Origin of the sequence: Streptomyces amakusaensis, from assembly GCF_039532665.1 — a bacterium.
In the GTDB taxonomy this organism is placed as follows: Bacteria; Actinomycetota; Actinomycetes; order Streptomycetales; family Streptomycetaceae; genus Streptomyces; species Streptomyces amakusaensis.
In genome coordinates, this window is record NZ_BAAASB010000014.1 from 108,358 (window position 1) to 134,210 (window position 25,853).

24 protein-coding genes and 1 pseudogene are annotated in these 25,853 nt (G+C 70.3%); 18 read left to right on the forward strand and 7 right to left on the reverse strand.

Annotation, left to right across the window (positions count from 1 at the left end; translation table 11 throughout):
- Positions 1–63: 63 nt before the first annotated feature.
- The 3 genes from ABD371_RS24520 to ABD371_RS24530 are packed head-to-tail and all read left to right on the forward strand — an operon-like array spanning position 64 to position 3,449.
- Positions 64–1,962: a hypothetical protein gene (locus ABD371_RS24520; RefSeq protein WP_344480272.1), complete on the forward strand. Its 1,899-nt coding sequence runs from the start codon at positions 64–66 to the stop codon at positions 1,960–1,962.
- Positions 1,963–2,022: 60 nt separating this feature from the next.
- The gene (locus ABD371_RS24525; protein WP_344480275.1) at positions 2,023–2,577 is read left to right on the forward strand and encodes a P-loop nucleotide/nucleoside kinase family protein; all 555 of its coding nucleotides are present in this window, start codon (positions 2,023–2,025) and stop codon (positions 2,575–2,577) included.
- Positions 2,574–3,449, forward strand: a complete 876-nt coding sequence (locus tag ABD371_RS24530; protein ID WP_344480278.1) for a phosphotransferase family protein — start codon at positions 2,574–2,576, stop codon at positions 3,447–3,449. The genes ABD371_RS24525 and ABD371_RS24530 overlap by 4 nt, the downstream gene beginning before the upstream one ends.
- 46 nt (positions 3,450–3,495) lie before the next feature.
- Here ABD371_RS24530 and ABD371_RS24535 read toward each other — a convergent pair whose 3' ends face one another.
- The 4 genes from ABD371_RS24535 to ABD371_RS24550 form a co-directional block, all read right to left on the reverse strand.
- Positions 3,496–4,929, reverse strand: coding sequence for an NAD(P)/FAD-dependent oxidoreductase (locus ABD371_RS24535; RefSeq protein ID WP_344480281.1), 1,434 nt, complete (start codon positions 4,927–4,929; stop codon positions 3,496–3,498).
- Positions 4,926–6,122: an MAB_1171c family putative transporter gene (locus ABD371_RS24540; protein ID WP_344480284.1), complete on the reverse strand. Its 1,197-nt coding sequence runs from the start codon at positions 6,120–6,122 to the stop codon at positions 4,926–4,928. Before ABD371_RS24540 ends, ABD371_RS24535 begins: the two co-directional genes overlap by 4 nt.
- Complete coding sequence (locus ABD371_RS24545) at positions 6,119–6,631, reverse strand: toxin-antitoxin system, toxin component (protein WP_344480287.1); 513 nt, start codon at positions 6,629–6,631, stop codon at positions 6,119–6,121. The genes ABD371_RS24540 and ABD371_RS24545 overlap by 4 nt, the downstream gene beginning before the upstream one ends.
- Before the next feature lie 98 nt (positions 6,632–6,729).
- A complete protein-coding gene (locus ABD371_RS24550; RefSeq protein WP_344480290.1) occupies positions 6,730–7,344 on the reverse strand; it encodes a helix-turn-helix domain-containing protein in 615 nt (204 codons plus the stop codon).
- Positions 7,345–8,132: 788 nt separating this feature from the next.
- On the opposite strand from ABD371_RS24550, the gene ABD371_RS24555 reads away from it, so the two are divergent.
- The 11 genes and pseudogenes from ABD371_RS24555 to ABD371_RS24605 all read left to right on the forward strand — a co-directional run bounded on the left by ABD371_RS24555 (position 8,133) and on the right by ABD371_RS24605 (position 17,702).
- Positions 8,133–9,152: a hypothetical protein gene (locus ABD371_RS24555; RefSeq protein WP_344480293.1), complete on the forward strand. Its 1,020-nt coding sequence runs from the start codon at positions 8,133–8,135 to the stop codon at positions 9,150–9,152.
- On the forward strand, positions 9,149–9,913 hold the full coding sequence (locus ABD371_RS24560) for an ATP-binding protein (protein WP_344480296.1): 765 nt from the start codon (positions 9,149–9,151) through the stop codon (positions 9,911–9,913). The genes ABD371_RS24555 and ABD371_RS24560 overlap by 4 nt, the downstream gene beginning before the upstream one ends.
- Before the next feature lie 132 nt (positions 9,914–10,045).
- The gene (locus ABD371_RS24565) at positions 10,046–10,714 is read left to right on the forward strand and encodes a WhiB family transcriptional regulator (protein ID WP_344480299.1); all 669 of its coding nucleotides are present in this window, start codon (positions 10,046–10,048) and stop codon (positions 10,712–10,714) included.
- Positions 10,711–11,229 (forward strand): annotated as a pseudogene (locus ABD371_RS24570) (DUF2637 domain-containing protein); the annotation flags it as partial. The gene ABD371_RS24565 and the pseudogene ABD371_RS24570, both read left to right, overlap by 4 nt.
- A gap of 873 nt (positions 11,230–12,102) precedes the next feature.
- Entirely contained in the window at positions 12,103–12,294 is a 192-nt protein-coding gene (locus ABD371_RS24575) for a hypothetical protein (protein WP_344480302.1), read from the forward strand.
- 102 nt (positions 12,295–12,396) lie between these two features.
- Positions 12,397–12,633: a hypothetical protein gene (locus tag ABD371_RS24580; protein WP_344480305.1), complete on the forward strand. Its 237-nt coding sequence runs from the start codon at positions 12,397–12,399 to the stop codon at positions 12,631–12,633.
- A 110-nt stretch (positions 12,634–12,743) separates the two neighbouring features.
- Positions 12,744–13,268, forward strand: a complete 525-nt coding sequence (locus ABD371_RS24585; protein ID WP_344480308.1) for a plasmid mobilization protein — start codon at positions 12,744–12,746, stop codon at positions 13,266–13,268.
- Positions 13,269–13,283: 15 nt separating this feature from the next.
- Positions 13,284–15,020, forward strand: a complete 1,737-nt coding sequence (locus ABD371_RS24590) for a relaxase/mobilization nuclease domain-containing protein (RefSeq protein WP_344480311.1) — start codon at positions 13,284–13,286, stop codon at positions 15,018–15,020.
- Positions 15,021–15,103: 83 nt separating this feature from the next.
- The gene (locus ABD371_RS24595) at positions 15,104–15,574 is read left to right on the forward strand and encodes a hypothetical protein (protein WP_344480314.1); all 471 of its coding nucleotides are present in this window, start codon (positions 15,104–15,106) and stop codon (positions 15,572–15,574) included.
- A gap of 79 nt (positions 15,575–15,653) precedes the next feature.
- Positions 15,654–16,364 carry a hypothetical protein gene (locus ABD371_RS24600; RefSeq protein WP_344480317.1) on the forward strand — a complete coding sequence of 237 codons (711 nt, stop codon included), beginning with the start codon at positions 15,654–15,656 and terminating at the stop codon, positions 16,362–16,364.
- A gap of 291 nt (positions 16,365–16,655) precedes the next feature.
- Positions 16,656–17,702, forward strand: coding sequence for a hypothetical protein (locus tag ABD371_RS24605; protein ID WP_344480320.1), 1,047 nt, complete (start codon positions 16,656–16,658; stop codon positions 17,700–17,702).
- Positions 17,703–17,831: 129 nt separating this feature from the next.
- Here the strand turns inward: ABD371_RS24605 and ABD371_RS24610 are convergent, their stop codons facing one another.
- From ABD371_RS24610 to ABD371_RS24620, 3 genes are all read right to left on the reverse strand, one after another.
- Positions 17,832–18,572 carry an SPDY domain-containing protein gene (locus ABD371_RS24610; protein ID WP_381734476.1) on the reverse strand — a complete coding sequence of 247 codons (741 nt, stop codon included), beginning with the start codon at positions 18,570–18,572 and terminating at the stop codon, positions 17,832–17,834.
- A gap of 28 nt (positions 18,573–18,600) precedes the next feature.
- Entirely contained in the window at positions 18,601–18,906 is a 306-nt protein-coding gene (locus ABD371_RS24615) for a hypothetical protein (RefSeq protein ID WP_344480325.1), read from the reverse strand.
- A gap of 123 nt (positions 18,907–19,029) precedes the next feature.
- Positions 19,030–19,383: an SPDY domain-containing protein gene (locus tag ABD371_RS24620; RefSeq protein WP_344480328.1), complete on the reverse strand. Its 354-nt coding sequence runs from the start codon at positions 19,381–19,383 to the stop codon at positions 19,030–19,032.
- Between the two features lie 395 nt (positions 19,384–19,778).
- On the opposite strand from ABD371_RS24620, the gene ABD371_RS24625 reads away from it, so the two are divergent.
- Genes ABD371_RS24625 through ABD371_RS24640 form a run of 4 tightly spaced genes read left to right on the forward strand, consistent with a single transcriptional unit; the run spans position 19,779 to position 25,826 of the window.
- Positions 19,779–20,423: a TnsA-like heteromeric transposase endonuclease subunit gene (locus tag ABD371_RS24625; protein ID WP_233169090.1), complete on the forward strand. Its 645-nt coding sequence runs from the start codon at positions 19,779–19,781 to the stop codon at positions 20,421–20,423.
- Positions 20,420–22,546: a helix-turn-helix domain-containing protein gene (locus ABD371_RS24630; RefSeq protein WP_344480331.1), complete on the forward strand. Its 2,127-nt coding sequence runs from the start codon at positions 20,420–20,422 to the stop codon at positions 22,544–22,546. Before ABD371_RS24625 ends, ABD371_RS24630 begins: the two co-directional genes overlap by 4 nt.
- Positions 22,543–23,658: an AAA family ATPase gene (locus ABD371_RS24635; protein WP_344480333.1), complete on the forward strand. Its 1,116-nt coding sequence runs from the start codon at positions 22,543–22,545 to the stop codon at positions 23,656–23,658. The genes ABD371_RS24630 and ABD371_RS24635 overlap by 4 nt, the downstream gene beginning before the upstream one ends.
- Positions 23,655–25,826 (forward strand): TniQ family protein, encoded by a 2,172-nt coding sequence (locus ABD371_RS24640; protein ID WP_344480335.1) that lies wholly within the window; start codon positions 23,655–23,657, stop codon positions 25,824–25,826. Before ABD371_RS24635 ends, ABD371_RS24640 begins: the two co-directional genes overlap by 4 nt.
- The last annotated feature ends 27 nt before the right edge of the window (positions 25,827–25,853 follow it).

The following is a 25,853-nucleotide window of genomic DNA, read 5'->3' on the forward strand; positions in this document are numbered from 1 at the left end:
GAACGTGGCCGTCCCCTGCACGCTGCGCGCCCTGATCACGCCCGCCGACCAGGAGGCACGCTGATGTCCCGCCTGCCGCACCCGTACCGGTGGATCAGCCGGATGCCGCAGGCCGCCCGGCTGCTGGACGAGGGCACCGTGCCCGTCCTGCGGCCCACCGAGGCGGAACGCGCCGACCGATGGGCGCACATCCTGCACACCTACCCCGACCCCGAACTCCGCTCCAGCCCGCCTCCCGGAGCGCGGGTGGTGAGCCTGGCCGGCCACGAGGACCTGGGCGAGTTCGCCGCCCGCGCACTCGGCCGCCCCCACCACGCCCTCAGCCCCGGAATGCTCCAGGATCCCGGCGCACTCGGACCCCCGGGCGGCAGCGTCCTGATCGTGGCGAGGGCCCGCGCCCTGACCCTCGGCGTCCTGATGCCGCTGCTGACCGCCCTGGCCCGGCAGAACACGCCGGCCGGGTTCCTCACCGGCCGCGACGACGCCGCCCTCACCTTCACCGCGGCCAAACTCCTCACCCGCCACCCCGCGAAGGCGTCCCCCGCGCACACCGGGCTCCTGGACGGCGCCACCGGACTGACCCGCATCCTCACCCCCGGGCACCCCGACCGGCGCAGCACCCTGGACGACGTCCTCTCCCGCCCCTGGGACAGCCTCCTGGTCGACGCCGACGGCTCCTCCGCACACGCCCATCTCGGCACCATGACACTGTGCGGACTCAGCGGAACGGCCGAACACTCCCCCGACGGGACGCCGCTGGCCGGCGGGTGCACCCCCACGGCATGCAAGACCGACCCGGGCGGGCGTACCCGTTCCGTCGCACCGCACGACCTGCGCACCCGAGTCCTGGGCCTGTTCGTGTGCAACGCGATCACCCTCGGCCAGACCGAGCAGTACCCCTCCGACGTGAGCCTCGCCCTGGACGCCGTCGAGGGCCACCCGCAGGCGGTCCTCGGACTGCTCCGCGGCGACCTGTCCACCAGCAGCGACGAACCCCGCCTCACCGCGGCTCTCTTGCACTCCGGCGCCCGCCTCGGCCAGATCCCCGCCCGCCTGAACACCGACGGCCGGCGCCGGGGCATCCGCGGACCCTCGGCGATCCTGCTGGGCGACCCCGAACAGCAGCTCCACACCCCCGGCCGTGCGACCGCCCCACCCGCCGTGCGCGCCCCCGCGACCGGCCGTCGACGCGCCGCCACCGGCACGCCGGCAGAGTGGCGCGCACGGCTGGACGACGCCGAAGCGCTCGATCACGGCCTCGCCGCCTCCCTCGACCGGCGCCCCGACGCAGACCTGTCCGCCTGCCTGCAGGAGATGACATCCCACCGCCAGGCGGCACTCAGCACGCTCCTGGAAGCCGTCCGCACCCCGGACGAAGCGTGGGAGGACCACATCGAGGAACACAGCATGAACTGGGGGCACGCCGTGCTCTCCATCCTCAGCCGCACCCGCGGCGGAGCATTCTCCCGCCAGCTCGCCGCGTCGCGCGCCCACCACCGCACCTCGCACTGGTCACCCGCCCCCGCATGCGGACACTGCCGCGCGCCCCGCGAGTACGAGCACCTGATCAGCCCGCTCGGCCTCACCGAACGGCGCACTCTGCGGTGCCCCAGGTGCGGGCCCGCCCTCAGCCTCCCCCCGACCCTGCCCCCTCTCGATGTCGGCGTCCCGCCCGCCCTGTTCCCCGGCCGGCCGGCCGACGTCCACGTCACCCTGCCCGACCGGGCCCGGGGCCTGCTCGCCGTCCACCTGCGGCCCCGCTCCACCCGGCGCGGCCCGTACGATCACGCTGTCCTGGCCGCCACCGCAGGCCGGCACACGGTCACCCTCACCGTGCCCGAGAAACCGGTCCCGGAACTGGACCGGCTGTGGACCGTACACGCGGACCGGTTCCACCTCGCCTACCACCAGCACCGCATCCCCCTCCTGCCCCACCAGAAAGAAACCGTCCCCCAGCCGTAGCGCCTTCCGGCCAGACCTCCGCCCGGCCGGAAACCCGTACGAACACGAGAGACAACCATCATGATCATCTGGGTCAACGGCCCCTTCGGCGGCGGCAAGACCACGCTGGCCGCACTCCTCCACCAGCACCTCGACAGCGCCGTCACCACCGACCCCGAAGAGATCGGCTTCCTGCTGCGCAAAAGCATCGGCGACCACCCGGACCGGCAGAAGGACTTCCAGGACTACCCGATGTGGCGCGACCTCGTCGCCCGGCTCTGCACCGAACTGGACCGCTTCACCCACGGCGGCCCGGTCATCGCGCCCATGACGCTGCTGCGCCGCGAGTACGCCGACGACATCTTCGACGCCCTCCACAAAAACGGCACCGAGCTGCGCCACCTTCTCGTGCACGCCGACTCCGACACCATCCGGGCCCGTATCGAATCCAGCATGGAGTTCCCCGACAGCGAGGAGCGCAGCGAGAAGGTGCGCGCGTTCCGGCGCCGCAAGCTGGCCGACTACGAGCAGGCGTACGCGACCTGGCTGGGCGAGCGGGCCGAGGTGATCGACACCACCGCGCTCAGCCCCGACCAGGCCGTGGCCCGGGCCCTCGCCCTCCTGCGCCTTCCGTGAGCGCGCCGGCCCGGATCACCGGACCGGCCGAGGTCGTCGCCGACCTCAGCTGGCCCGGCACGTCCACCACGGTGCTGCGGCTGCGGGCCGCCGGCGGGCGGCAGATGATCCTCAAGGGCAACACCAGCACCGAGAGCTTCCAGCGGGAGCACACAGCGCTCTCCCTCTGGGCCCCGGCACTCGGCCCGAACACGCCCCAGCTCCTTGATGCCGACGAGGACGCCCGGCTGCTCCTGATGACCGTGGTCGCCGGCGAGCCGCTGCAGTCCCTCACCCTCACCCCGTGCCAGGAACGCCACGCCTACGCGCAGGCCGGCGCCCTCCTCGCCCGCTTCCACGACACCGCGCCCCGTACTGTCCTGCCGTCGTTCGGCGCGGGCCGCGCCGCGTACATCCGCAGCCAGCTGGCAGGCGGCACCGAGCCGTTGACCGGTGACGACCTGTCCATCCTCGACGAGGCGCTGCACCTGCTGGAAACCCTTCCCGCTCAGCAGGCACAGCCCTCCCACCTCGACTTCACCGGCCGCAACCTCCTGGTGCAGGAGGGCGAGGTGGGTGTCATCGACTTCGAGACCAGCCGCTACGAAGCCGTCGGCCGCGACTTCCTCCGGATCACCCAGCGGACCCTCCACCACCGCCCCGACCTGCGCTCCGCGTTCTACCAGGGCTACGGCCGCGAACCGGACCCGCACGAAGCCGGGCTGATGCGCATCTGCACCGTCACCGACGCCGCCGCCATCGTCGTCACCGCCACCGCCCGCAGACAGCGCGCCTTCGCCGAAGAGGCCCGCCGCGTCCTGACGGCCGCCGTACGCAGCTGGCCCGAGCCCGCGCCGGGAACCGCCGTCCCGCACGGACCGAGAGCCCTGTGACACCCCTGACACATCTGTGGGCTCAGTCGTTGTACGCCCCGCTGCTTCACTGTGAGAATTGGAGTGTCTGGGGTTTGGGTGCGAGAGCTCGCTCTGACGGAGTGAGGGGAGGTGTGGTCAGAGGTGGGCGGATGGGGCCTCGGGCGACTGCTGCGAGGACGGACGGTCGCACGAGCGCGTGTGCGGGTCCGGACAGGGTCATCGGTTCCATCAGGGCAACGGTGACGCGTCGGGAGCTGGCGGCCGTGCGGGTGAGTCGGCTGACATAGCCGGTGAGGAGGCGTGCGGCGGCGGGGGGCTTGGGCCCGATACAGCCTGGGTAGCGGATGTCCTGACCGGTTGCGAGGTCCCATGCGGTCGAAACGGAACGGGATATCGTGCGCTGAACCTCGGCGCTCAACCCGGGGGCGGCGATGCCCTTGTGACGTACGGCGTCGGCCAGGGCCTTCGCGCCGACTGCGGCGACCGTCATTCCGTGTCCGAAGACGGGGTTGTAGGTCGCGACGGCGTCTCCGAGAATCACGTAGCCCTCCGGAGCCCATTTCATCCGCTCGTAGTACCGCCTCTTGTTGACGCCGGAGCGGGAGATGGTGACGGTCCCTGCACTGTCCAGCGGCTCGGCGTGCTCAATCAGCTCGGCGACGAGCGGGTGACGTACGGACCGTGCGAACTCGACGAAACGGTCGGGGTCGTCAGTCGGTTCTCCGCCGCGTGTGCCGGAGAGGGTCACCAGCCACCGCTGTCCCTCGATGGGCATGATGGTGGCGGTCTGCCCGGGAATTCCGTCGGCCGGGTTGGACTGGATGTTGACGAGGGGGAAGTCGTCGGCTCCGGATGGGGCGCGATAGAGGCGTGTGGCGTAGGTGAGACCGGAGTCGATGGTGGTTTCGGTGACGGGGGGCACGCCGAACTCGGCCAGCCAGTGGGGTGAGCGCGAGCCGCAGCCGGAGGCGTCGACGACGATGCTGGCTCGTACGGTCTTCTCGGTGCCGTCGGCGGACCGGGTGGTCACGCCGGTGACCTGGGTTGCTGTGCCCGTGAGGTGGGTGACCTGTGCCTGTCGTATCTCGACGTTGGCGAGTTTCTGGACTCGGGTACGGACAACTGCGTCAAGCAGGTCGCGGCTGCAAGCGATCAGGTACTGAGCCTCACGGTAACGCCTCAGCCAGCCCTCCGCCGTATAGGTCACCACGCCGGTGGGCAGCGAGATCCGGCGGGCGCCTGCGGCCAGCCATTCCCGCTGGATTCCTGGGAGCAGGGACTCGATGGCGCGGGCGCCTCCGGCCCAGAGGAGGTGTGCGTGGCGGGCCTGGGGCAGTCCACGGCGGGGGGCGGGCTCTGCTGGCAGCGTGTCACGCTCGATAATGGTGACCCGGTCGGCCGCATGGGAGAGCGCTGCGGCGGCAAGCATGCCTGCCAGGCTGCCCCCTATGACCACGGCGTGCGAAGCGGCAGAGCGGGCGGAGGGAGTGTGGGTCATCGGAGTGTGCTCTCTAGCGGGTGTGCGGTGGCGGCCGGGTGAGGAACTGCCGGGCCGCGCAGACTGGCGAAATGGCGGCTCACGTCGGCGAGTCGCTGTGCTGCGCTGCCCAGGGCCATGGGCAGCGTGGGTGTGTCGGCGGGGTCTGCCGGTGTGTGGCCCGCCGCGTGGGCGACGATCGCGCTCCGCACCATCTCCGCCGCCGCGATGACAGCGGCGTCATCGTCGATGTGCCCGTGGGAGCGGGCATCCTCGTAGACAGCCTGACGTTGTGCGATGTCGAAGTAAGGAGCGAGCTGAAGGAGGTGGTCGGTGATCTGAGACTCGCGCAGAGTTGCCCTCAGTTCGATGTCGCGCCATCTCGGGGGTGTCATGGGGACAGATGAGCCCGTGAGCGTCTCGCTGAGTGCTTTCGCGAGCGGGCCGAGCCGGTGAAAGGCACGGTGTGCTGTCCAGCGGGGTGCAAGGCGCGGTGCAAGCAGCGGGATGAGGAATCCCGCAGTGGTGACGACTGCTCCAACGCTTGCTAGTGGGGGTGCGATGCTCGTGCTGAGGAAGTCGAGATCGCCGCCGGCCCACCGGGCACTGATCGCGAGCAGTTTGGCCGCGCAGAAGCCGAGGCTAAGAACGACGCCGACAACAAGGGTGCGCAGTGCTCGTCGTAGCCAGGGCAGGGTGACCTCGCGGGCCCAGATCCAGCATGTCACAGTGATCGCCGCGCTGGCGGTGGTCAATCCGATGAGGTAGGCGACGATCATCTCGCGGATGAACGGAGTGTTCGCGTAGTAGGTGTCGAGGTCCTGGAGCCGCTCCACCGGTGCGTTGCCCAGTGCGAACAGCACGAAGATGGACACGGTGAGGCAGACGTAGAAGAAGAGCCATCGGCGTGTCTGCCGCCGGAGCTTCTCGGGCGGCCCGCCGCGCCAATGAAGGATGAGGATCAGGCTCGCGCAGGACAAGGCGCAGAGGGTGGAGTAGACAAGGGGGGCAGCCGCGTTGGGAACACCAGTTGTCCGGTTGATCGCCTGGATGCTCGGTGGCGCGGCGAGCGCGAAACTTGTGGGGGCCATACAGAGCAGAACCAGCACGCTGCGGAGCATGGGATCGCGTCGGCCGCGCCACAGAGTTGGGAGTTTGACCAGCAGGGCCACTCCCAGCACCAGAGACGGAATGTAGTAGTCGGTTCCGGTCATGCTGCAGGCCCCCCGAAGCTGGCCTGGAGCCGACTGGTCACTCCACCCAGGGGCATCTGAGCCTGAGCGCCCGTGAGGTAGGGGCGGAGCCGGCTCGCGAGCCGGAGACCGAAAGCTTCGGCGTCCTTCTCCTCCTGCAGGGCGAAGTCAGTGCGTGCTGCCATCACGCGGTCCAGGGTTTCGTCGAAGGAGCGGGCTGCCGCTTTGGCACCTGCTGGCACCTGATGTCCCCTGCATCCACCACCGGCGACCATGTGCCAGATCTCGTGCCCGAGAATGACCATTTGGTGAAGGGGAGTTGTGTTGTCCTCCACCACGATCATGTCCGCCTCCGGAAAGCAGAGCCACAGGCCGCTTGCGGTGCCGCGGGGAAGGTCCTTGAAGACCAGCTGAATGTTCCGCTGGCGCTCTTCAGCCAAGGGCTGGAGCAGATCGCGCATGAACTGCTTCGGGTCGGCCGGGAGCGGTGGTTCGAGGTGCTGAGTCAGGGTGTCGGCGAGCGCTGTCATACGGCGCGCCTTCGTCGCTCTCACTGCTGTGGATCCGTTCGTGCGAGGGCGTTGGGGCACCCCTGGGTGAAACGTTGGGCTGCCATCAACGCGCTGGCCTATGGGTTGAGGCGGTCCTGGGAGAGACGGTGGATGAGGCCCAGGAGAGCTCTCGGGTCTCCGCCACCGCCGCTGCGTGCGGCCACATCCGAGAGGCCGAACTCCTGACTCAGGGCAGCAAACGGGTCGACCCGATACGACTCCAGCCTGGGCAGCACCTCCGACTCCAGCACGAGGGCCAGGGCCAGGGCAGGCGGCGCGGTGAAGAACTCAAGACGCACTCCGAAGAGTTCGGCGAGGGCCGCCGCGTGCTCCAAGTTCGGTGCCTTCGGTGTCCTGAGTAGCTTGTGGAACCACTGCGGCGTCATCCCGGCCCAGCCAGCGATCTCGGCGATGGTGTAGGGCCGACGTACCTGCTGTCCGTGCTCGTTGACCTCTTCCTTCAGCCGGGTGGCCTGACACAGCCGGATCCGTCGGACCACTTCGGCGTCAAAGTCCTCGGCGGGTGGAATCCTCTCGTCGGCCATCAGGAGCCGCACTCTGTCCTCGTCGAGACCGGAGCGCACTGCAAGGTCGGAGGCGTTCAGGAACGCATCTCGGTCAAGCCCAGTTTCAGCCACCAATACCTCAACCCGCCTCATCACCTCGGCGAGCCTGTCGAATCCCTGATCCACGGAACACTCCTGGCTGAAAATTGATGGCGTAATCAAACCCACACACCAGGAGACTAGTGCCTGACCTGCATCTTCATCACCTCAGGGAACCGTGATTTACACAACCACAACCATGGTTGACGTCGGGTGGCATCACGGTGCAAGATCCACAGGGTTGCCGTGGCGACCCGCCAGGGCTAACCATTGCCCGCTTTTGCGTCATACGCGAACAGCTCATGGTGGCTTGTTTTCTCTCATCAGGGAACCGGCCGCCAACCCGCGCGCAGGGCGGGATGCTCATAGAGAAAGGAAGCCTCAACTGGGGCTCCCCAGTTGAGGGGATCTGAGCGAATCTCACGCGCTGGTGTTTGCAGCACGGCGGGGCCGTCCAGAGCGCTCCAGGCAGTACACGTGGTTCAGAGGTGTACAGCGGACTAGAGCTATGTATGGACTTCCGCAGGGGGTGTGTGATGTGTTGCTGGTCCCCGGGTGAAAACCGCCCGGCTCGGGGCTGCGTCATCTCTGGGGACCCGTCAGGCAGCACCCGAAACTGAGCGCAGACGGCGACGGCGCCGAGAGAGCTGGAACTCTCCGACGCCGGTCGCGATGGACACTCCGCCCCGGCAAGGGCATGAGACGTCCCACCAACACCGCACCGGCCCTTCTCACAGGACACACCGGCGCGGCATCACTTCAAGAGGAGAGTGTCGCATGCCCACCCTCACGCGCAAAAGGCCGAACGTCCCGGCCTGCGTGATATCCGAGCCTTCCGGCCATCCGCTGGCTCTCCGCACCGGGGGTTCGGTCTGATGGCACGGATCCGCACCATAAAACCTGAAATATGGGAGTCCGAGGACATCGCCACGGTTTCCGTGACGGCGTTGGTGACCTTCGTCGGGCTGCTCACCCAGGCCGACGACGAGGGCCGGTTCCGGGATCACCCGGCGATCATCGCCGGGCGCATCTGGGCCCTGCGGCAGGAGCACACTCCGGCCCACGTCGCCCAAGACCTGGAAGAACTGGCCACCGCCGGGCTGATCTGCCGGTACACCGGCTGCGACGGCCGCACGTACCTCCACATCGTCACGTGGGAGCGCCACCAGAAGATCAACCGGGCCTCCGAGTCGAGGCTGCCGCGGTGCTCCGGGCACCAGGGTCACCGGAACTGCGGCCGGTGCGAGAAGGGCGCCTGCCCTTCGTCCGCCGGCGCACCAGCGAGCCCGACCGTCGCGAAGGTGCCCGCCATCCCTCCTTCGGCACCTGGGGATGGCCGTCCCGCCGCCTCTGAGGACGCGGCGAGCAGCCCGTCGGGCTCGCCGGACCCCGCTCCGGAGCCGATCGGCGACCAGAGCCCTCAGGCCAGTAAAAAAGCAGGTCAGGACGCATCTGTCGCTGGATTCAGTGAGGACTCACGGCCTGGATCTAGGATCTTGGATCCTGGATCTTCCCGTAGGGGGCGCGCCGCGCCCGCACCCGACGCCGCCCCGGGGACGGTCTCCGCGCAGGAGCTGGTGGCCGAGTACGTGAAGGGCTGCCACCAGCGTCCTCCGGGCGATACCGTCGGCCTGCTCGGCCGGAAGATCCGGGCCTTGCTGGACGAGGGCTTCGATCCGGAGCACATCCGCGCCGCGATGGACCGGCTGCGGGCCAAGGCCCTGCATCCGAGTGTGCTGCCGAGCCTGGTGAACGAGGTCGTCAACCCGCCGCTGGTCGGCGTCGGGGCTCCATACGCCTCCGGCGGGGCCCCTTGGGCCAGCACCGCAGCCTGCTACCGGCCGTACTTCAACGCCGCCCAGCCCGAGCCGACGACGTTCGGAGGCAGCCTGTGACCAGCGCTCTCGTCCGCTCGAAAGACCCGCAGCCCGCGATCGGGGACCGGCTGCGCGCCCGCCTGGAGGCCCGGCTCGCCGAGCGGGGCATCGACCCCGCCACCCCGCTGCCGCCGACCGTGGCGGAGCCGGTCCCGGCGCTGGAGGCCGCCCAGCGGCGTATGCCGTACGACTACCGGGAGGCCCTGGCCTCGCACCCGGACGTCGCCGCCTGGGTGCGGACCATCGCGGAGGCGGCGACCGCCCCGTACGCGGACGGTCTCCAGCCGCACTACGGCACTGCCGGGCGCCGGGTGATCACCCGCGGTCCCTCACTGCTGCTCTGGGGCCCCACCGGCAGCGGCAAGACGCACGAGGCGTTCGGGGCGATCCGGTCGCTGACCGCCGCCGGGTGCGCGGTGCCGTGGATGGCCACGACCGCCGCCGACCTCTACGGCGAGCTGCGCTCCCGCACCGGGCCGGACCCGGAGGAGCTGCTGCGCCGGTACACCCGCATCCCGGTCCTGCTGCTGGACGACCTGGGTGCCGCGAAGAACAGCGAGTGGACCGAGGAGATCACCTTCCGGCTGCTCAACCACCGTGCGCAGAATCGTTTCCCCACACTGATCACCAGCAACCTCGCCCCCGTGCGGGACCCCGAGGCTGACCCGCGCCAGCCGGTCCTGCGGGACCGGCTCGGCGACAGGCTCCTGTCCCGCCTGTCCGGCATGTGCACCGCGATCGAAGTCGCCGGCCCGGACCGCCGCTTCCAGCGCCGCTGACCCCTCCCCGCTCTCCTCCCGTCCCAGCGCGGCACCCGCCCCCGCGCCCCTGCCCGCCCCGCCCGACGCCCGCAGGCCCTGCCTCGTCGCAGACGTGCCGCCGGCCCGGCGAGGCGTACCCGGAGATCCCCCTTGCACTACATCACCACCACCGACGACCGGCCGATCCTGCGCGGAATCGCCGACCACAGCTGGCACGCCCGCAGCGCCTGCCGCGAACTGGAACCGGAAACCGCCGACGCCCTGTTCTTCCCCCGGCCCCGAGACCACAAGGCCATCGCCCAGGCCAAGTCCCTCTGCAGCCAGTGCCCGGTCAAGAAGGAGTGCTTCAACTCCGCCCTGGAGCAGGGCACCCGGGAGGGCATCTGGGGCGGAACGACGGAGAAGGAGCGCCGACCCTGGCAGGCGAAGCTCCACACCCGCCTCGACTACAGCCGGGTCCGTGCCGCCTTCCTCGGCCGCGACGTCCACCTCTCCACCACAGAACGCGAGACCGTCACCCGTCACGCCTACGTCCGGGGCTGGACACCCGAACGGCTCGCCCACGCCCTGCGGCTCGACCTCGACTACGCGCGCGACCTGATGCGCGAGGCCGCGCACGCCATCGCGGACCGCGACCGGTACTGGGGCCTGTACGGCACCGCCGAGGACCGGGACGACGGCATCTCGCCCGAGGACGCCGGGAGCGACGACGAGACGGCGGACACCGAGCCGGAAGAGAAATCTGCGGACGAGTTCTCCCCGGTGCCCCGGCACATTCACACCCAGGTCCTGATCGCCTCGCTCGGAAAGGCCGCATGACCCCCCGCACCACCCCGCCCACCGCCACCGCCGACACCGTCATCCTCGTCCCTCACGCCCCGGCTCCCGGCTCCACCGGCTTCTCCACCCCGACGGCAGCGGGAGGCAGACAGGCTGCCGAGCAGTGGGCTCTCGTCACGGCGGGAGTGGTGATCATCGCTCTCACAGGTGGCGCGTTCTGGCTCTCGTACGCGCACCTCGCGGAGGTCGCCGGACAGCACGGACTCGGGCACTCCCCGGCCCGGCAGTGGGCCTGGCCCGCTTCCCTGGACGGCGCCATCGTCGCGGGCGAGCTGCTGATGCTGCGCGCCGGTCTCCGCAGGGAAATTGACTGGTGGGCCATCGCCCTGACCGCCGGCGGGTCGGTCGGGTCGATCGCCCTGAACATCGCCGGGGTCAGCAGCACCGGCCGCGGCGGCTCCGTGCCGGTCCTCGACTACGTGGTCGCTGCCGTCCCGCCGACTGCGGCGCTGGTGGCCTTCGGAGTCCTGATGCGGCAGATCCACCAGCTCGTTGCACCCGCAGCCGCCGCGGTCGTGACGCTCGCCGGGGAGACCGGAACCCAGGATGCCCTGGACCAGCGGACCAAGACCCTGGAGGGACCGGACCACAGCACCAGGACGGACGCCTTGTCCGGGGGCACGGACCAGACCGGCAACGCGGCGGACCATCTGCGAACCACCGCGGACCAGCCGCCGACCGGAGCGAACCACGAATCGGCAGCCGGTCCGCCGCGAACCAACCCTGCGGACCACCGGCTCGCGGACCAGGACCGGATGGTCGCGGACCAGCCGGTCGCCGGACCGGGCCACGCGCGGACCACCGCCGGGGACCAGGCCGAGGCAGCGGACCAAGCGGTCGGGGACCACAGCAGCGGCACGCCGCGGACCAGCGTCACCGCAGGTCAAGCGGCAGAACAGGCTGCGGACCACCAGCGGACCGCCCAGCCCTCGCCCCCTGATCCGAGCGTCGGCATCGACGCGGACCAGCCTGTGAGCACCGCCCCCCGCGACCGATCCGCCGCGGACCAGCGTCCGGTCCGGACCGACGGCAGGCCGGCGGACCAACCGCTCGCGGACCAGGACCAAACCGATCCGGACCACCGGCGGACCGCCGGCCCGGACCAGACCGAGGGCGCGCGGGAGCACCCGCGGACCACAGAGGCGGACCAGAACGAGGACGAACCGGTGCCGATGGAGCGTCTCGTAAAGCTCGCCCGCACTGCCGCGCTGACCGAGGGGCGCATGACCCGCCGCGTCATCCGCCCGTACCTCCGCGCCCAGTCCATCCAGATCAGCAACGAGAAGTTCGGCGAGCTGCAGGCACGACTCTACGAGGACCCGGCTCTCGCCCACTTGCCCCGCTCCCAGCGAAAGACCCGATAGACCATGAAGATCTGCCATCGCTTCGCCCGTATCCGCGCCGGTCACGAGCGGGACATCCAGGGCCTGCTCAACCACGCCGAGCGTCACCCGGACCAGGTGTCGGGGAAGGTCAGCGCGAGGCGCGCCGCAGGCGCCAAGCACGCCATGGCCCGCGCCTTGTCCCGGCATTTCGAGCGCTGCCGGGAGTGCGGCTGACCACCCGGTCTCCCATCTCCATCAAATCCCTCTTCGTGCCTCTTCCTTCGCGGTGTCCCGGCCTTGCGCCGGGCACCGCGCCCTCTACCCCTGGAGATCCCCATGTCCCCCCGAGAGCGCCGTACGGCGCCCGTCACGGCCGCTGAGGCCGGCGCGTGGGCCGAGACCCTGGTCCGCCACGGACTGCTCCACGCCGCCGTGCCGGTCCCGACCGGTCAGTGGCTCGCCCAGCGCACGCCGACCGCGCCGATCCGGGTCCTAGGCGGACCGGCCGACGTGCTGCACCTCGCCGCGCAGCTCCAGGCACATGCCCGTACGCGCGGGAGCCGGATCCGATGACGAACCCGCCCATCCTGGCCACCCACGAGCAGGGTTCGCCGGACGTCAACTCGACCCGAGAACGAGCAAGTTATCGGCCAAGACACTCTTCCCCGTCGGGGAAGCGCGTCTTGGCCGAGCCCGCCCCGGGGGTGGCGGGTCCGGACCAGCACCGGGGGGCACTGGTCCGGGAGGCAGCGACCGAGGGTGGATCGCAGCCGGAGAAGCAGACACCACGTCGTCAGCGCCGTGACGCGAAGAAGCCCTCGCGCAAGCGCTCGCCGAAGCAGCACGACCGCAAGCGCGTTCGCGTCTGCAGTGTCCGCCTGAATGATGAAGAAAAGACCCTCCTCACCGCCGCCGCGCAGCAGACCCGTACGTCGCTGCCCGCGTTCCTCGCCCGTGCCGGCCTCGCCGCCTCCCGCGATCTCGACCACACCGCCGCCACCATCGCCGGACAGCGCGAGACCGTGACAGAGCTGTTCGCCGCCCGCCGCCACCTCGGCCAGGTCGGCAACAACCTCAACCAGATCGCCCGCTCCATCAACTCAGGTGCCCAGCCCACCGAGCCGGAACTCGACGCCGTCATCGCCGCCACCGAACGTGCCGTCCTCCGGGTCCAGGACGCCACCGACCGGCTGCTCGCCCAGAACTAGAAGGTCATCACCGGCATGATCCCCAGGATCCACAAGCGCGGGACGCGCAGCATCGGCCTCCTCCACTACCTGTACGGGCCGGGTACGCACGAGGAGCACACCGATCCCCACCTGGTCGCGTCATGGGGCGGCCTGGCCCCCGACCCCGGCCGCGCCGACGACTTCGCCGCCACGATCAAAGACTTGCAGCGGCTCCTCGACCAGCCGCTCGACAACATCGACGAGCACGACCGACCGCGCAAGCACGTGTGGCACCTCTCGGTCCGCAACGCCCCCACCGACCGCATCTTGACCGACGACGAGTGGGCGGACATTGCCCGGCGCATGGTCGCCGCTACCGGCATCGACAATCCGGACAACGGCGCCGGGTGCCGCTGGGCAGCCGTGCGGCACGCCGATGACCACATCCACATCATCGCCACCCTCATCCAGGAGGACGGCTACAAACCCGACCTCGACCACGATGCCGCCCGCGCCCAGACCGAAGCACGCCTCCTCGAAGCCGAGTACGGCCTCCGGCGGCTCAACCGCGGTGACGGCACTGCTGCCCGCCGCCCCACCAGCGCTGAACGCCACAAAGCCGCTCGGGAGCGGAGAGAGCGCACACCCCGCGAGGAACTGAGGGAAGCCGTCCGGCGCGCGGTGGCCGGCACCCAGGACGAGACGGAGTTCTTCGACCGGCTCGCCGCCGCAGGGCTCCTCGTACGGTGCCGCATCGCGCCGTCGGGGGACCTGCTCGGCTACACCGTCGCCCTGCCCGACGACCGCAATGGGAAGGGTGAACCGGTCTTCTACTCGGGGTCCAAGCTCGCGCCCGACCTCAGCCTCCCCCGGATCCGCGAACGCTGGACCACAACGGCCGGCCTCACGGTGGACGGTGCGGAGGAGCCACCGCCCGTCGGGCTCCGGCCGGTGGACGCTGGTCCGGCGGGGGCGCGGCGCCGGGCGGCGTCGGCGGTGTGGCAGGCGGTGCTGGTCGTGGACCAGGGCGACGACACCGAGGTAGCGGCGCAGCTCGCTGCCGCCGGGGAAGTCCTTGATGCCCTGGCCAAGACGAGTGCCGCGCACACCCGCCGGCAGCTTGGTGAGGCGGCCTTCGCGTTCGAGCGGGCGACGCGGTCCCACGTCCGGGCCGCCGCTGGGCATGCCCGGGCGCTGCGGCGGGCCGCCCGGGAACTGGCCTACGGCGGGCCGGTGCTCGGCCGGGGTGAGGACGGGGCGACCACGGCGATGGTCATTGACATGATCGTCTTCCTGGTGGCCGCCGCCGCGCACTGGCACGCCCGCCGTGGGCATGCGCAGCAGGCCGCTGCCGCCCGCGAGGCGGCAGGGCATCTGCGGGCCGCATACCGCCAGTCCGCCCCGCATCCGATGGGCGTCCTCCACGAGCGGGGCCGTCACCTCGCCCTGCCGGTTCAGCGCCAGCAGGCCGCGATCGTCCAAGCGGCGGTGCCGGAGCTGGCCGGGCGGGTTCTCGGCGAGGCAGCCTGGCCCGCGCTGGCCGCGACCCTCGCCGATGCCCAGGCCGCCGGCCACGACCCCGCTCGCCTTCTCTCCGAAGCCGCCGGGCGCAGGGAGCTGGACACCGCCGACTCAATCGCCGAGGTACTGGTGTGGCGGCTGCGCCGGATGGCCGACCTGCCTGCCGACAGCACCGCGATGCACCCGGCCGGCACCAGGAGCACATTGCCGTCGCGGGGCCCGGCCGCCATGTCCGGCCAGCGTTCCGACCAGCGGCGGAAGGCGAGATGAGTACACAGATTTCAGAGTTGAAGCAAGACGCATGCACGGGGCACGCTCTTGGTGTCCGCACGGGGACGAGGGAAGGGGAACGGATGTTCAAGCGCAGGCGCGAGGCACGGGAGCGGCAGGATCTGCAGCGGGCCGGGCAGGAAATGTGGAGCTACTTCCGGAGCATCCCGACCCCTCTGGAGGAACTCGACGAGGAAGAGGCACGGGAGCGGGCAGCCGCGGACCCCGAGCCGGCCGTTGCTGAACCGGTCGCGGCGGTGGACGACTTCCTGCCGCCGGATTTCGTCGCGCCGTCCCAGCGCGAAATGGCCGGGCTGATGATGGCCTGGCCCGGGCCCCTGGTCGTGGACGGCGAGATCATCACCTGCTCCCACTGCGAGACCTACCGCGACTGGGTCGTCCTCAGCCTCCAGGGCCGGGTGTGGCTGCGGTGCCGCGCCGGGCACGAGACCCACGGGACGGGGCTGGATACCGCGTGGTTCAACCGCAACAGCGGCCCCATGACCGAGGAGCACGCGAGCTACCAGGACGGGATCCGCTTTCTCGGCCACTGACCACCCCCGCCCGTCTCCCTATTCCTTCACATCAGCACCACGACACCGAGCCCTGCCTGCACCACCCCTTGGGAGACCCATGCCCCGCCGCTCCACCTCCGCCGTCCTCACCGTGACCGCCCTCTCCCTGCTCGCTCTCTCGGCCTGCTCGACGAGCACCCCCTCCGCCTCCTCGACGGCCGGAAACGGTCCCACCCCCGCCACCACGGCACCGGGGAGGAGCGAGGAGAGCAGGTCCGCACCGGTGCTCTCGTCCGAGCAGTTGCGGAGTCGGCTGCTGACCCCGGGGGAACTCGGCGAGGGCTACGTCCCGAAGCCCCAGCGGGACGCCGGCCGGGACGATGTGACCGTGATCGGCTGCCCCGCGCTGGAGAAACTCGGCGGCGAGGCGGGGGCCGGTGGTTCCCTCGGCTTCCCCCGCCGCGCGAAGACCGCCTTCACCTACACCGGCAGCCGTGACGCGGAGCTGTCCACCGAGCTCTACAGCGACACCCCGACCAAGCTGTCCACGGGGACGGGCCGGATCTTCGCCGCCATGACCTCCTGCCCCGTCTACCAGGTCGTCATCGGCAGCACACCCGTGAAGGTCGCCACGCAGAAACTCCCCGCCCCGAACCTCGGGAACGAGCAGTGGTCACAACTGCTGACCTTCACCACCGCCGGACGCGACAGCGTCGTCAAGCAGACCGCGGTCCGCTCCGGAACGGTCCTCGCCGTCGTCTCCGGCTCCCCCGGCCTCGTCGACGCCCACATCGAGAAGACACTCGCCAAGGCGACTCCGGCGGCCTGAGACCGGATATGGGGCGGCCCCCGCAGATCTGATCTGCGGGGGCCGCCCCATCCGCTGTACGGGTGAGTTCTGCCGAGTCCGTCGGAGTGTTGCCTGGCCTTCACCCGCCGGCGGTTCCTAGCGTGCGCGGTACGGGCCCACCGGGGGCCTCATATCTGCATGGTTGTCCCGCCCGACAGGACAGCCATGCTTAAGCCAACTCGGCTGGCACCGTGGGTTTCTGTTCTCGTTTCGCGGAGGAAATGCCGCGTGTTCTGGTGTCGGGCGGAGCGTGGCGGCGGAAAGACCTTCGTGAAAAGCACCCGTATCGAGCGCCGTGCCGAGAAGCTGCGCTGGTGCACCGGCCTGCGCAAGAAAGCCGCCTTGGCGCGCGTACGGAAGCTGTCTCCGGCGGACCCGCTGATTCCCGAACCGCACCCGGACCAGGCCCTTCTGGAATGCCAGGTGCTCAACGGTATCCGCTGGCCGCAGATCTCCATGCTCCACCCGTGGGGCATCCGCTACCTGGACCCCAGGCCGGATTCCCTGGTCATCGGGTTCGAGCACCAAAACGCCGTCCCCCGAAGGCCCAAGGAGTCGGTGGTCAGGGAGCTGGCCCGCCTGCTGCCCACCGCCGATGGTCACGGCGACGTCTCCGGCGTCCCCGGGGGGCGGTTCACCCTCGATGAGGGGACGGTCGTCCTGCACCGTCTCGGCCACCCGGGCTCGGTCACCTTCGCCGGCGTCAGCGCCGAAGCGTGGGAGGCGGCCGTCGAGAAGTACAGCGAGGAGGAGGCCGCGGAAGGCATGACGCTGTGCCACCTGGAATCTCCCCTCCGCTGGCACCGTACCGAGCGCGCGTACTGGGGGCGCTCGGCGTCCAGCCGGGCCGGCGGGATGCTCGGCCAGTCCGCCTGGCTGGCCAGCGGTCTACTGCGGCGCGCCGGGCTCTTGCGGACGATTGGCATCGGGCTGAACACCACCGCATGGGCGAGCCCGGACCCGCGCAGCGGCATGCGGTGGACCGTCGAGCATGGACACGCGCCGGTTCAGGACGGGCCCCTGCCCCACGAGCGCTATTTGCGTCTGCTGACGGACCCGGAATGCGGGCTGGGACTCATCGAGGCCCGCAGGTCGTGCCACTGCGACCTGCACTCCGGCGGGAGTTATGCCTGCCGGGTCACGCTCGCCAGCGCCACGGGACGCCCTGGAACACTGCAGTTCCGGTTCACGCGGCACGCGGACGAGGAACTGGAGCTGTGGCAGATGACGGGGCAGGAGCTCACCGCACGTCAGCGGCTCTACCGGCGCCTTCCCTCATACCTGGAACCCGCCCTCGGCTCCGGTGGGGCCGCATAGGGAAATGCCCGGCGGGCCGGGATCGGCCCGCCGGGCAAAAGCGACGTACACGCTCAGCTCGCCGAGCGGGTGACAGCTACGAAGGCGGAGGGAACGGGTGGGCGGGTTTCTGCGGCTGGAGCTCGGCCGTCAGCCAGGCGGGATGACGGTGAGCCGGTGACGGGCGCTGGCGGGGAGGGTGCGGCGCGGTACCGGGGCCGGGGAGGCGAGGGAGGAGGCGAAGGCGGCGACGAGGTCGTGGGGGACGCTGGCGCTGAAGGTGGCGCACCACAGCAGTCCGGTGCCGGCGGCGGGGTCGGCCCACGCCTGCCAGCCCGCCAGGTCGGGGCGCGGGTCCGCGTCGAAGACATGCTCCGGGACCACCTCCAGAGAGACGGTGGCGGTGAGGTCCGGGGCGGTGGCCGTCGTCGTGGGGTGGTCGATGTCGAGGAGCCAGCCCTGGGCGAGCAGCGCGTCGAGGACGGTCTGGGGCCCGTCGAAGCCGGTGGCGGGTTCGGTGCGGGCGTGCAGGGCGAGGAGGAAGTCGGCAACAGCCTCGCAGGGAGTGTCGCCGGTGAAGTACGCGTTCCATTCGCGCAGGGCGCTGTACGGGTGGGCGCGGGCGGTGATCTGCCAGGCGACGGGGAGTCCGCCGAGTTCGAACGGATAACTGGCGAGCACCCATTCGGCACCGCACAGTTCGTCCGGGCTCGTATAGAGGAGGGTGCTGCGGCTGGTGGGCCACATCCGCCAGCCGGCACCAGTCAGGGTGGTTCCGATCTGGTCGGCGAGGGCTCCGTCGTCCCCGGCCAGGTGGCGGGGGGTGACCCAGAAGTGCGGCGATTCCGAGCTGTCGGGGTGGGAGGGGCCGAGGGGGTGGTGCGGGTTCAGGGGCGTCTCCTGGTGCTCGTCGAGCGGTTTACTGGCCCGCGCCGGGGCGGGCGGTCCTGCGCCGCGGGCGGGCGGGGGCGACGGTCGGCTCCTGCCAGCCGAGCCGGACCGCGACGTCCGGGGGGAGGTATCCGGGCTGATCACCGGAGTCCGCGATATACACGACCCGACGGTCGCTCTCGTCCCGGGCCTCGACGACACTGGAGATCGTGTGAGCCATGGGGAAGAACGGGTTGAACGCCAGCCTCACCGGGGTCCCCCGGTCGAGCGCGGACAGATGGTCGATCAGGGCGCCGACCATCATCTCGGGGGCGTCAGGTATCTGCGGATTCATCGAAGGCTCTCCTTATATACAGGGCTGAGCGTGCCGGGGCAGGGTGCGGGGCTCATCAGGCGAACCGGGCCCTGGGGCCGTCCGGGCCCGGTGCGTGTGCGGGCGGTCCGGTGCCGGGCCGGGTCAGTGCGGGTGGGAGGCGGCGAGAACCGTGGCCACCGCAGCGGCGACGATCTGCGCCGGCGTCTCCGTGTCGAAGGACACGTGGTAGCCGGGGACCCTGGCCGTGCCGGTCACGGCCAGTTTCCAGCCCTCCCTGTCGGTGCCGGGGCGGCCGTTGGGGAACCAGCCGAGATAGAAACGTCCGTCACGGGAACTGATGTGGACGTCGGCACGGTCGTCGACGATCATCGTGAAATCTGTGTCGGAGAACTGGTTGATGACAGCCCTCGGCTGGCCGGGGCCGAGCTGCCAGGTGCGAAGCTTCAGGGCTTCGGCAGTAGTGGAGAATCCGGGCGGGTCGACGTCGACGGTCACGGTAACCCCTTCTCTGACCTGTGTGTTCCTTCCAGGCAAGTCGTCTACGTTGACATGCTCCTGATGTTTCTTCCAGTCTTTGCGGGATCTTTCCTGTCTGCCCGGGGCGAACTGGGGCTGCCCCCGGGCAGTTGTGGGTTCTCAGAACCGGTGCCATATTCTCCGCGCCGACAGCACAGCGAGGCCACATGTGGTGACTTGCTGAGAATCGCTGTTCAGAGGAATCACTCTTTCGGGCGATGCAGGTCAGTTCGGCCTGCCCGCTTCGTTGCGGCTGGGATCGTGGGGTTTGCAGGTACTGCCCGAGCTGGGGGTGCGTCGTGGACGATCCCGCCGTAGAAGTCAGCGTTCGCTTTCCCCACGGCAAGCTCGTGGAGGACCTGTCGTGGACAACAGTGTCCGTCGACCTGCTGAGGTCGGCGACTCCGTGGCGGACGTTCCGGTGGCACCGAGGACAGAGGCACTATTCCGGAAGCTACTGGGCAGCGACCATGCGTGAGCAGGTGATCTACGAGTCACGGCTGGAGCTGACGAAACTCCTCTACGCCGACTTCGACCCGCTCGTGCACGGCATTGTGGCCCAGCCGTTCCTGATGAAGACCATGGCGGGGGCCACGGTCCGAAGCCATATCCCGGACTATCTGCTGATCACCGGCCAGGGGCCGGTGGTGGTGGACGTCAAGCCGCACCGGCAGCTGACCAGGCCAGAGGTGGCGATCACCTTCGACTGGACCCGGCGGGCGGTGGAGGCCCGGGGCTGGCGGTACGAGATCTGGAGCGAACCGCCGGAAGCGGAACTGGAAAACATCCGCTTCCTGGCTGGCTTCCGCCGCGACTGGCTCTTCCGTCCTGAGGTACTCGACGAACTGCGCCTGGCCGACCTCGACGGAGTGCCGTTGGATGCTGCGGTGCAGCAACTTCCCCGCTGGCCGGGGCCCTGTGTCCGCGCTGCAGTCCACCACCTGTTGTGGACGCATGAGCTGCGGGTAGACCTCGGCGAGCCGCTGGCCCCCTCGCGGCTGTTGCGGCGGACAGCGTGAGCGGGGCCGGGGCCCGGGTGGGGGTCGGAACACGATTCCGCTACGACAGTGAGAGCGTCGAGGTGGTGGAGATGGCCGCGACGGCAGCCGGTAACGAGGTGGTCCTCAAGGACGGGCGGGGGCGGCTTCTGCGCTTGTCGTTGAAAGAACTCCTGTTCTCCGACCGGGCGGCCCTCATCGCCGATCAGCCCGGCCCGTCGGCGGACGATGACCAAGAGATTGCCTCGGTGGTTCTGGACCAGCTGCAGGCGAGCGAACGAAGTCAGGTCCTGGAACGGGCCGGACATGTACGGGAGCTGCTGACGGGCTTCCGCTCAGGGAGCCCTGAGCTGGCAGGCAATGGGGAACCTCGCCGCGACTACGTGCCCGGCGGGCCGGTGGAACCCAAGTACACGGCCAAGGCGAAGGAACTGGGGATCCACGTCCGCACCGTCAAGCAGTGGGTGGCTGACTTCCGGCGGCACGGCGAAGCCGGGCTGGCAGCGAAGAAGAAGCAGTCCCGGGGGCCAACCGCCAAGGCCGATGAACGATGGGTGGAAGCGGCCTTGGAAGTGATGGCCGAGCACCTGGGCGAGTCGACACCCACACGGAAGATCGTGATCGAGCGCACCCGCGCTCGCGTGATTGCCCGCCACGGCGCCGATTGTGTTCGTCTCCCGAGCCAGGCGACGGCCTACCGGATTCTTTCTGAGCTGGAGCGCCGCCATCCGCTGTTCCGGCTGGCGGCGAAGCGGAATCGGGACATCGCCGACCGGCCCGAGGGCCCGTACGGGAAGCTGCGGCCGACGCGGCCGGGCGAGTACATGCTGATGGACACCACCCGGCTGGACGTGTTCGCGTTCGACCCGCTCACGCTGCGGTGGGTACAGGCCGAGCTGACGGTGGCGATGGACTGGTACACCCGCTGCATCACCGGTCTTCGGGTGACGCCGGTGTCTACGAAGGCGGTGGATGTGAGCGCGGTGCTGTTCCAGTGCTTCCGGCCGCGGCCTGCGGGGCGGGACTGGCCGCGGGGTGCGCTCTGGCCCGAGCATGGCATCCCGCGTGCGGTCCTGGTCGATGTCGAGGGCGCGACGGGTGCGGGGCTGGCCTCGCCGCCGGTGGTGCCCGAGACCCTGGTGGTCGATCACGGCAAGGTGTACGTCTCGGAGCATCTGACCAGCGTGTGCCGCCGGATGGGCATCTCCCTGCAGCCGGCCCGGCTGCGCACGGGCCGGGACAAAGGGCCGGTGGAGCGGTTCTTCCGCTCCCTGCGCGAGGGCCTGCTGGAGGCGCTGCCCGGCTACAAGGGGCCGGACATCCACTCGCGCGGTGAGAACCCGGAAGGCGATGCGTTCTTCTTCCTCGACGAGCTGGAGGCGATCATTAGGGAGTGGGTCGCGGTGGTGTACCACTGCCGCCCGCATGCTGGTCTGGTCGATCCGGGGGTGCCGGGCCTGCGGATGTCGCCAGCCCAGATGTTCGAGCACGGTATGGCGCGCGCCGGATACATCGAAGTGCCGCGGGACCCCTGCCTCGCTTTTGAGTTCCTGGCGACGAAGTGGCGCACGGTCCAGCACTACGGCGTCGAAATCGACCGGCGCCGCTACCGCGGGCCAGGTCTCCCCGCCCCGGGTATCCGCAGCCCGTACGACGGGCCGGGAAAGAACAGCTGGCCGTTCCAGGTCGACCCGGACGACATCACCCGAATCTTCTTCCGCCACCCTGATACCCGCGCCTGGCACACCCTTGTCTGGGAACACGCACCGGCTGCCCGGATGCCGTTGAGCGAGGACGCGCTGGCTTTCGCCCGGAAGCTGGCCGCGGCCAAGCACCGCTACCCCGATGACCGGCTCGCAGTCGCGGGCCTGCTGGATCGGTGGAACCTGGGGCTGGGCACCACGCTCGCCGAACGGCGCATGGCCCTGCGCCTGTCCCGCGAACAGGCAGGCATCGACCTGCCGGCCACCGAGGAGCTCGCACCTGCTGCGCTGCCGTCCGTACGCCGCGCCCTGGGACACGGCAGCGAATCGGTGGCAGCACCCGTACTGCGGGAGAAAGCCGTTGAGGGCGGGGACGATGACGCGGCGGACGACCTGGACGGCGACGGCGGCTTCTACGCGGACGCGCTGGAGGACGTGTGAGCATCCCGCCCCGGCTGGACCCGGGGAATCTGGCGCTGTCACGCAAAGAGGACTTCAAAGCGTTCGTCGACACGCCCCGACGTGACCAGCCGCAGGCGTTGAACCGGTCCGAGCTGGCCGCCCTGACCGTCGACGAGCGAGACGCCTACAACCGGCAGCGCCGGGGATGGCATGCCAACCTGGGGCCGATCCGTACCCCACAACTGGCAGCACTGCACGAGGACTTGTGGGACATCCTCGACAGCAACGTGCAGGACGGCGACAAGGCCAAGGGAGCCGTGGCCGTGGACGCGTTCCCGGGCCTGGGCAAGACGACCGCCGTCTTGGCGTTCGCCCGCGAGTTCCACCGCCGGGAAATCGCCGAGCTGGGCGAGTTCACCGCCCTGGGGCACGAGCGGTGGCCGGTGTGCCGGGTGGGGCTGACCGGCAACACGGGGATGAAGGACCTCAACCGGGCCATGCTGGAGTTCTTCGGCCACCCAGGAAGAGTCACTTCCACAGCCGCCCAGCTCGGCCTGCAGGCCCTGGACTGTGTCCTGTCCTGCGAGGTCAGACTGCTCGTCCTGGACGACCTGCACTTCCTGAAGTGGCGCAACACCAGCGGCATCGAGGTCAGCAACCACCTCAAATGGATCGCCAACGAGTTCCCCGTCACCCTCCTCAAGGTCGGCGTGGGCCTGGCCGACAAGGGCCTGTTCAGCGAGGGCGAAACCGTCGGCGAGACAGCTCTGGCCCAGACCGGGCGGCGCACCACCCGCCTGGACATGCCGCCCTTCACCATCGACACCGAGCCAGGCCGCCGCCACTGGCGGCAGCTCCTCCTCGCCCTGGAGCAGCGCATCGTCCTGGCCGACACCCACCCCGGCATGCTCGCCGACAACCTGTCGGACTACCTCTTCGCCCGCAGCACCGGACACATCGGCTCGCTGATGACACTGATCAACCGCGGCTGCCAGCGCGCCCAGCGCACCGGCACCGAACGCCTCACCCAGGACCTCCTCGACCAGGTCAAGAACGACACTGCCGCCGAACAGGCCCGCCGGGAACTCGCTTATGCGCTGCACGCGGGCAAGGCCACCAGCCGGCCACGCCGGACCCGGGGCTCCCGATGAGGACTCTGCCGCTGCGGTACGCACCGCATCCAGGCGAGGCGCTGGACTCCTGGCAGGAATTCCTCGCCCACAAGCTGCACTGCCCCTTCACCGACGTGCTCCGCGCGCTGGGCCTGCCCAACCGTGACCCGGCCCTCGCCGCCCCGGTCCTGCCGCGCTGGACCACCCTGGCCGCCCGGGAGGAGCTGGCCGCCATCGCCCAGGCCACCGGGGTACCCGAGACGGTTCTCACCAAGATGACGCTGCAGCCCTTCGACGGGCACGCGGTGGTGATCCTCACCGAACGGCGCCAGGTGCACCGGCAACTGCTGTGGGGGCGCTCGGGCTCCCGCTTCTGCCCCGCCTGCCTGGAGGAGAGCGGTGGACGCTGGCAGGTGACCTGGCGCCTGGGCTGGTCCTTCGCCTGCACCCGCCACCACGTTCTGCTCGCCGACCGCTGCCCCGCCTGCGGGCACATTCCGCGCCTGCGTGCCCACCCCCGCGGTGAGACTCCCCGCCCGGGGCTGTGTGCGAGCGCAGCACCGGGCACCGGACCCCGTCCCCGCCGCTGCCACCACCGCCTCGCCGCCGCCCCGGTCACCGCGATCGCACCCGACGGCCCTCTGTCGCAGACCCAGCGCCTGATCGAGACCCTCCTCGTGGCCCCGGACCGTGCGGTGTGCTGGCCGCTGTACGGGCCGGCGGGGGCGCCGTTGGGGGTGGTGCTGCGCGACGCGAAGTGTCTGGGAGCGCTGGTCCTCAACCATGCAACGTCCACCGATCTGCAGCCGATGGCCCCGGCCGACGTACTGGACCAGCTGGAGCGCTACCGCACCGACCCGCTGCCCACCACGTCGCAGCGCACCCCGGACACCCGGCGGGTGGACCGGCACAGCTACTTTGCCCCCGCTGATTCCGCAGCGACTGCCGTAGCGGTCGCGGCGGCGATCCGAGTCCTGCAGGCCGCGGACATCCACGCCGCGGGCAGCGCCGTGCAGTGGCTAACTGACCGAGTGGCCGCCACCCGCCGCCAGCTCCACCCCGGCAACATCGTCGGCCTCGGCGGAACCGTTTCCCCGGCACTGGAAGCAGCCCTGCGCAACAGCCGGGAAGCACAGATCATGCCGGTCGCCCGACTGCGCCACCGCACCGCCATCCACTCCACCCGCCCACCGGCCGACCAGGACGTGCGGGCCCGTATGCTGCCCACCGCCCTGTGGCCCGCATGGGCCCTGCGGCTGTCTCCGCGGCACCCGGACGGCAAACCAGTGGCCCGGCGCGCGGACGAACTCCTCGCCGTGGCCTGCCTCCTGGTGGGCAACACGACTTCCATCGCCGCCGCGACCCGCCTGACCGGCACCACCGTCAGCAGCCACAACGTTTCCACTCTCCTGGCCGACCTCACCCGGCGTGACGACTGCACCGACGTCCTGCACGCGCTGATCCTGCTGGCCGACCACCTCGACACCCACGGCGCCCCGATCGACTACCACCGCCGCCGCACCCTGTTCACCCCCCGCGCCCACTTCCTCGACCCCCAGGTCTGGCGGACCCTGCAGAGCCGGCTGCGCTCGAACCACACCCCCGGCGCCGCGCACGCCCAACGCTGGATCTTCCAGGTCCTGACCGGATCCCCCGCCCACCTCGCCCACCCCGACATCGCCCCCACCTCCGCCTCTCAACGCCAGCAGTACCAGCGTTTCCGCTGGCGGATCCTGCCCGCCGAAGCCGAACTGCTCCGCCACACCGCCCGCACCCTGCTCGACGAACACAAGATCAACGAACCCCTCCAGTGGGCACCGTGCCTCCCCGCGCGGTCACTGCGTCACCTCGTGCTCCCCGGGCCGGACCCCGCACGCATCACCGCCGCCCAACTCCACCGGGCAACGCCCGTCGGCGACTTCTCCGTCGCCCAGCTCGCACACACGCTGAAGACCACCACCGCGCATGTCATCTACCTGCTTGCCGAGGACCCGGTGGACTGGAGCCCGCCGCAGTTTCGCCGAACCCAGCAAACCGCCCGGCGCATCAAGCAATGGCGTACCTGGTACGAGCACGACCACCTGTCGCTCCAGGACATCGCCGACCGTGAAGGAACCACCCTCGCCACCGTGCGCCTGGCCCTGCTGAAGAACGACGTCCAACTCCGCCCCGCCGGGTTCTATCCGGGCCGCCCCAGGAGAAAGTGACAAGAACCGGGGTCGCACTGACAGAGC

Excerpts from the sequence above, each read along its gene's own strand:
- ABD371_RS24575 (WP_344480302.1), top strand. The coding sequence starts at position 12,103 with ATGAAGATCTGCCATCGCTTCGCCCGTATCCGCGCCGGTCACGAGCGG.
- ABD371_RS24535 (WP_344480281.1), bottom strand. The coding sequence starts at position 4,929 with ATGACCCACACTCCCTCCGCCCGCTCTGCCGCTTCGCACGCCGTGGTC.
- ABD371_RS24555 (WP_344480293.1), top strand. The coding sequence starts at position 8,133 with ATGGCACGGATCCGCACCATAAAACCTGAAATATGGGAGTCCGAGGAC.
- ABD371_RS24580 (WP_344480305.1), top strand. The coding sequence starts at position 12,397 with ATGTCCCCCCGAGAGCGCCGTACGGCGCCCGTCACGGCCGCTGAGGCC.
- ABD371_RS24590 (WP_344480311.1), top strand. The coding sequence starts at position 13,284 with ATGATCCCCAGGATCCACAAGCGCGGGACGCGCAGCATCGGCCTCCTC.
- ABD371_RS24640 (WP_344480335.1), top strand. The coding sequence starts at position 23,655 with ATGAGGACTCTGCCGCTGCGGTACGCACCGCATCCAGGCGAGGCGCTG.
- ABD371_RS24545 (WP_344480287.1), bottom strand. The coding sequence starts at position 6,631 with ATGACAGCGCTCGCCGACACCCTGACTCAGCACCTCGAACCACCGCTC.
- ABD371_RS24600 (WP_344480317.1), top strand. The coding sequence starts at position 15,654 with ATGCCCCGCCGCTCCACCTCCGCCGTCCTCACCGTGACCGCCCTCTCC.
- ABD371_RS24540 (WP_344480284.1), bottom strand. The coding sequence starts at position 6,122 with ATGACCGGAACCGACTACTACATTCCGTCTCTGGTGCTGGGAGTGGCC.
- ABD371_RS24520 (WP_344480272.1), top strand. The coding sequence starts at position 64 with ATGTCCCGCCTGCCGCACCCGTACCGGTGGATCAGCCGGATGCCGCAG.
- ABD371_RS24595 (WP_344480314.1), top strand. The coding sequence starts at position 15,104 with ATGTTCAAGCGCAGGCGCGAGGCACGGGAGCGGCAGGATCTGCAGCGG.
- ABD371_RS24525 (WP_344480275.1), top strand. The coding sequence starts at position 2,023 with ATGATCATCTGGGTCAACGGCCCCTTCGGCGGCGGCAAGACCACGCTG.
- ABD371_RS24615 (WP_344480325.1), bottom strand. The coding sequence starts at position 18,906 with ATGAATCCGCAGATACCTGACGCCCCCGAGATGATGGTCGGCGCCCTG.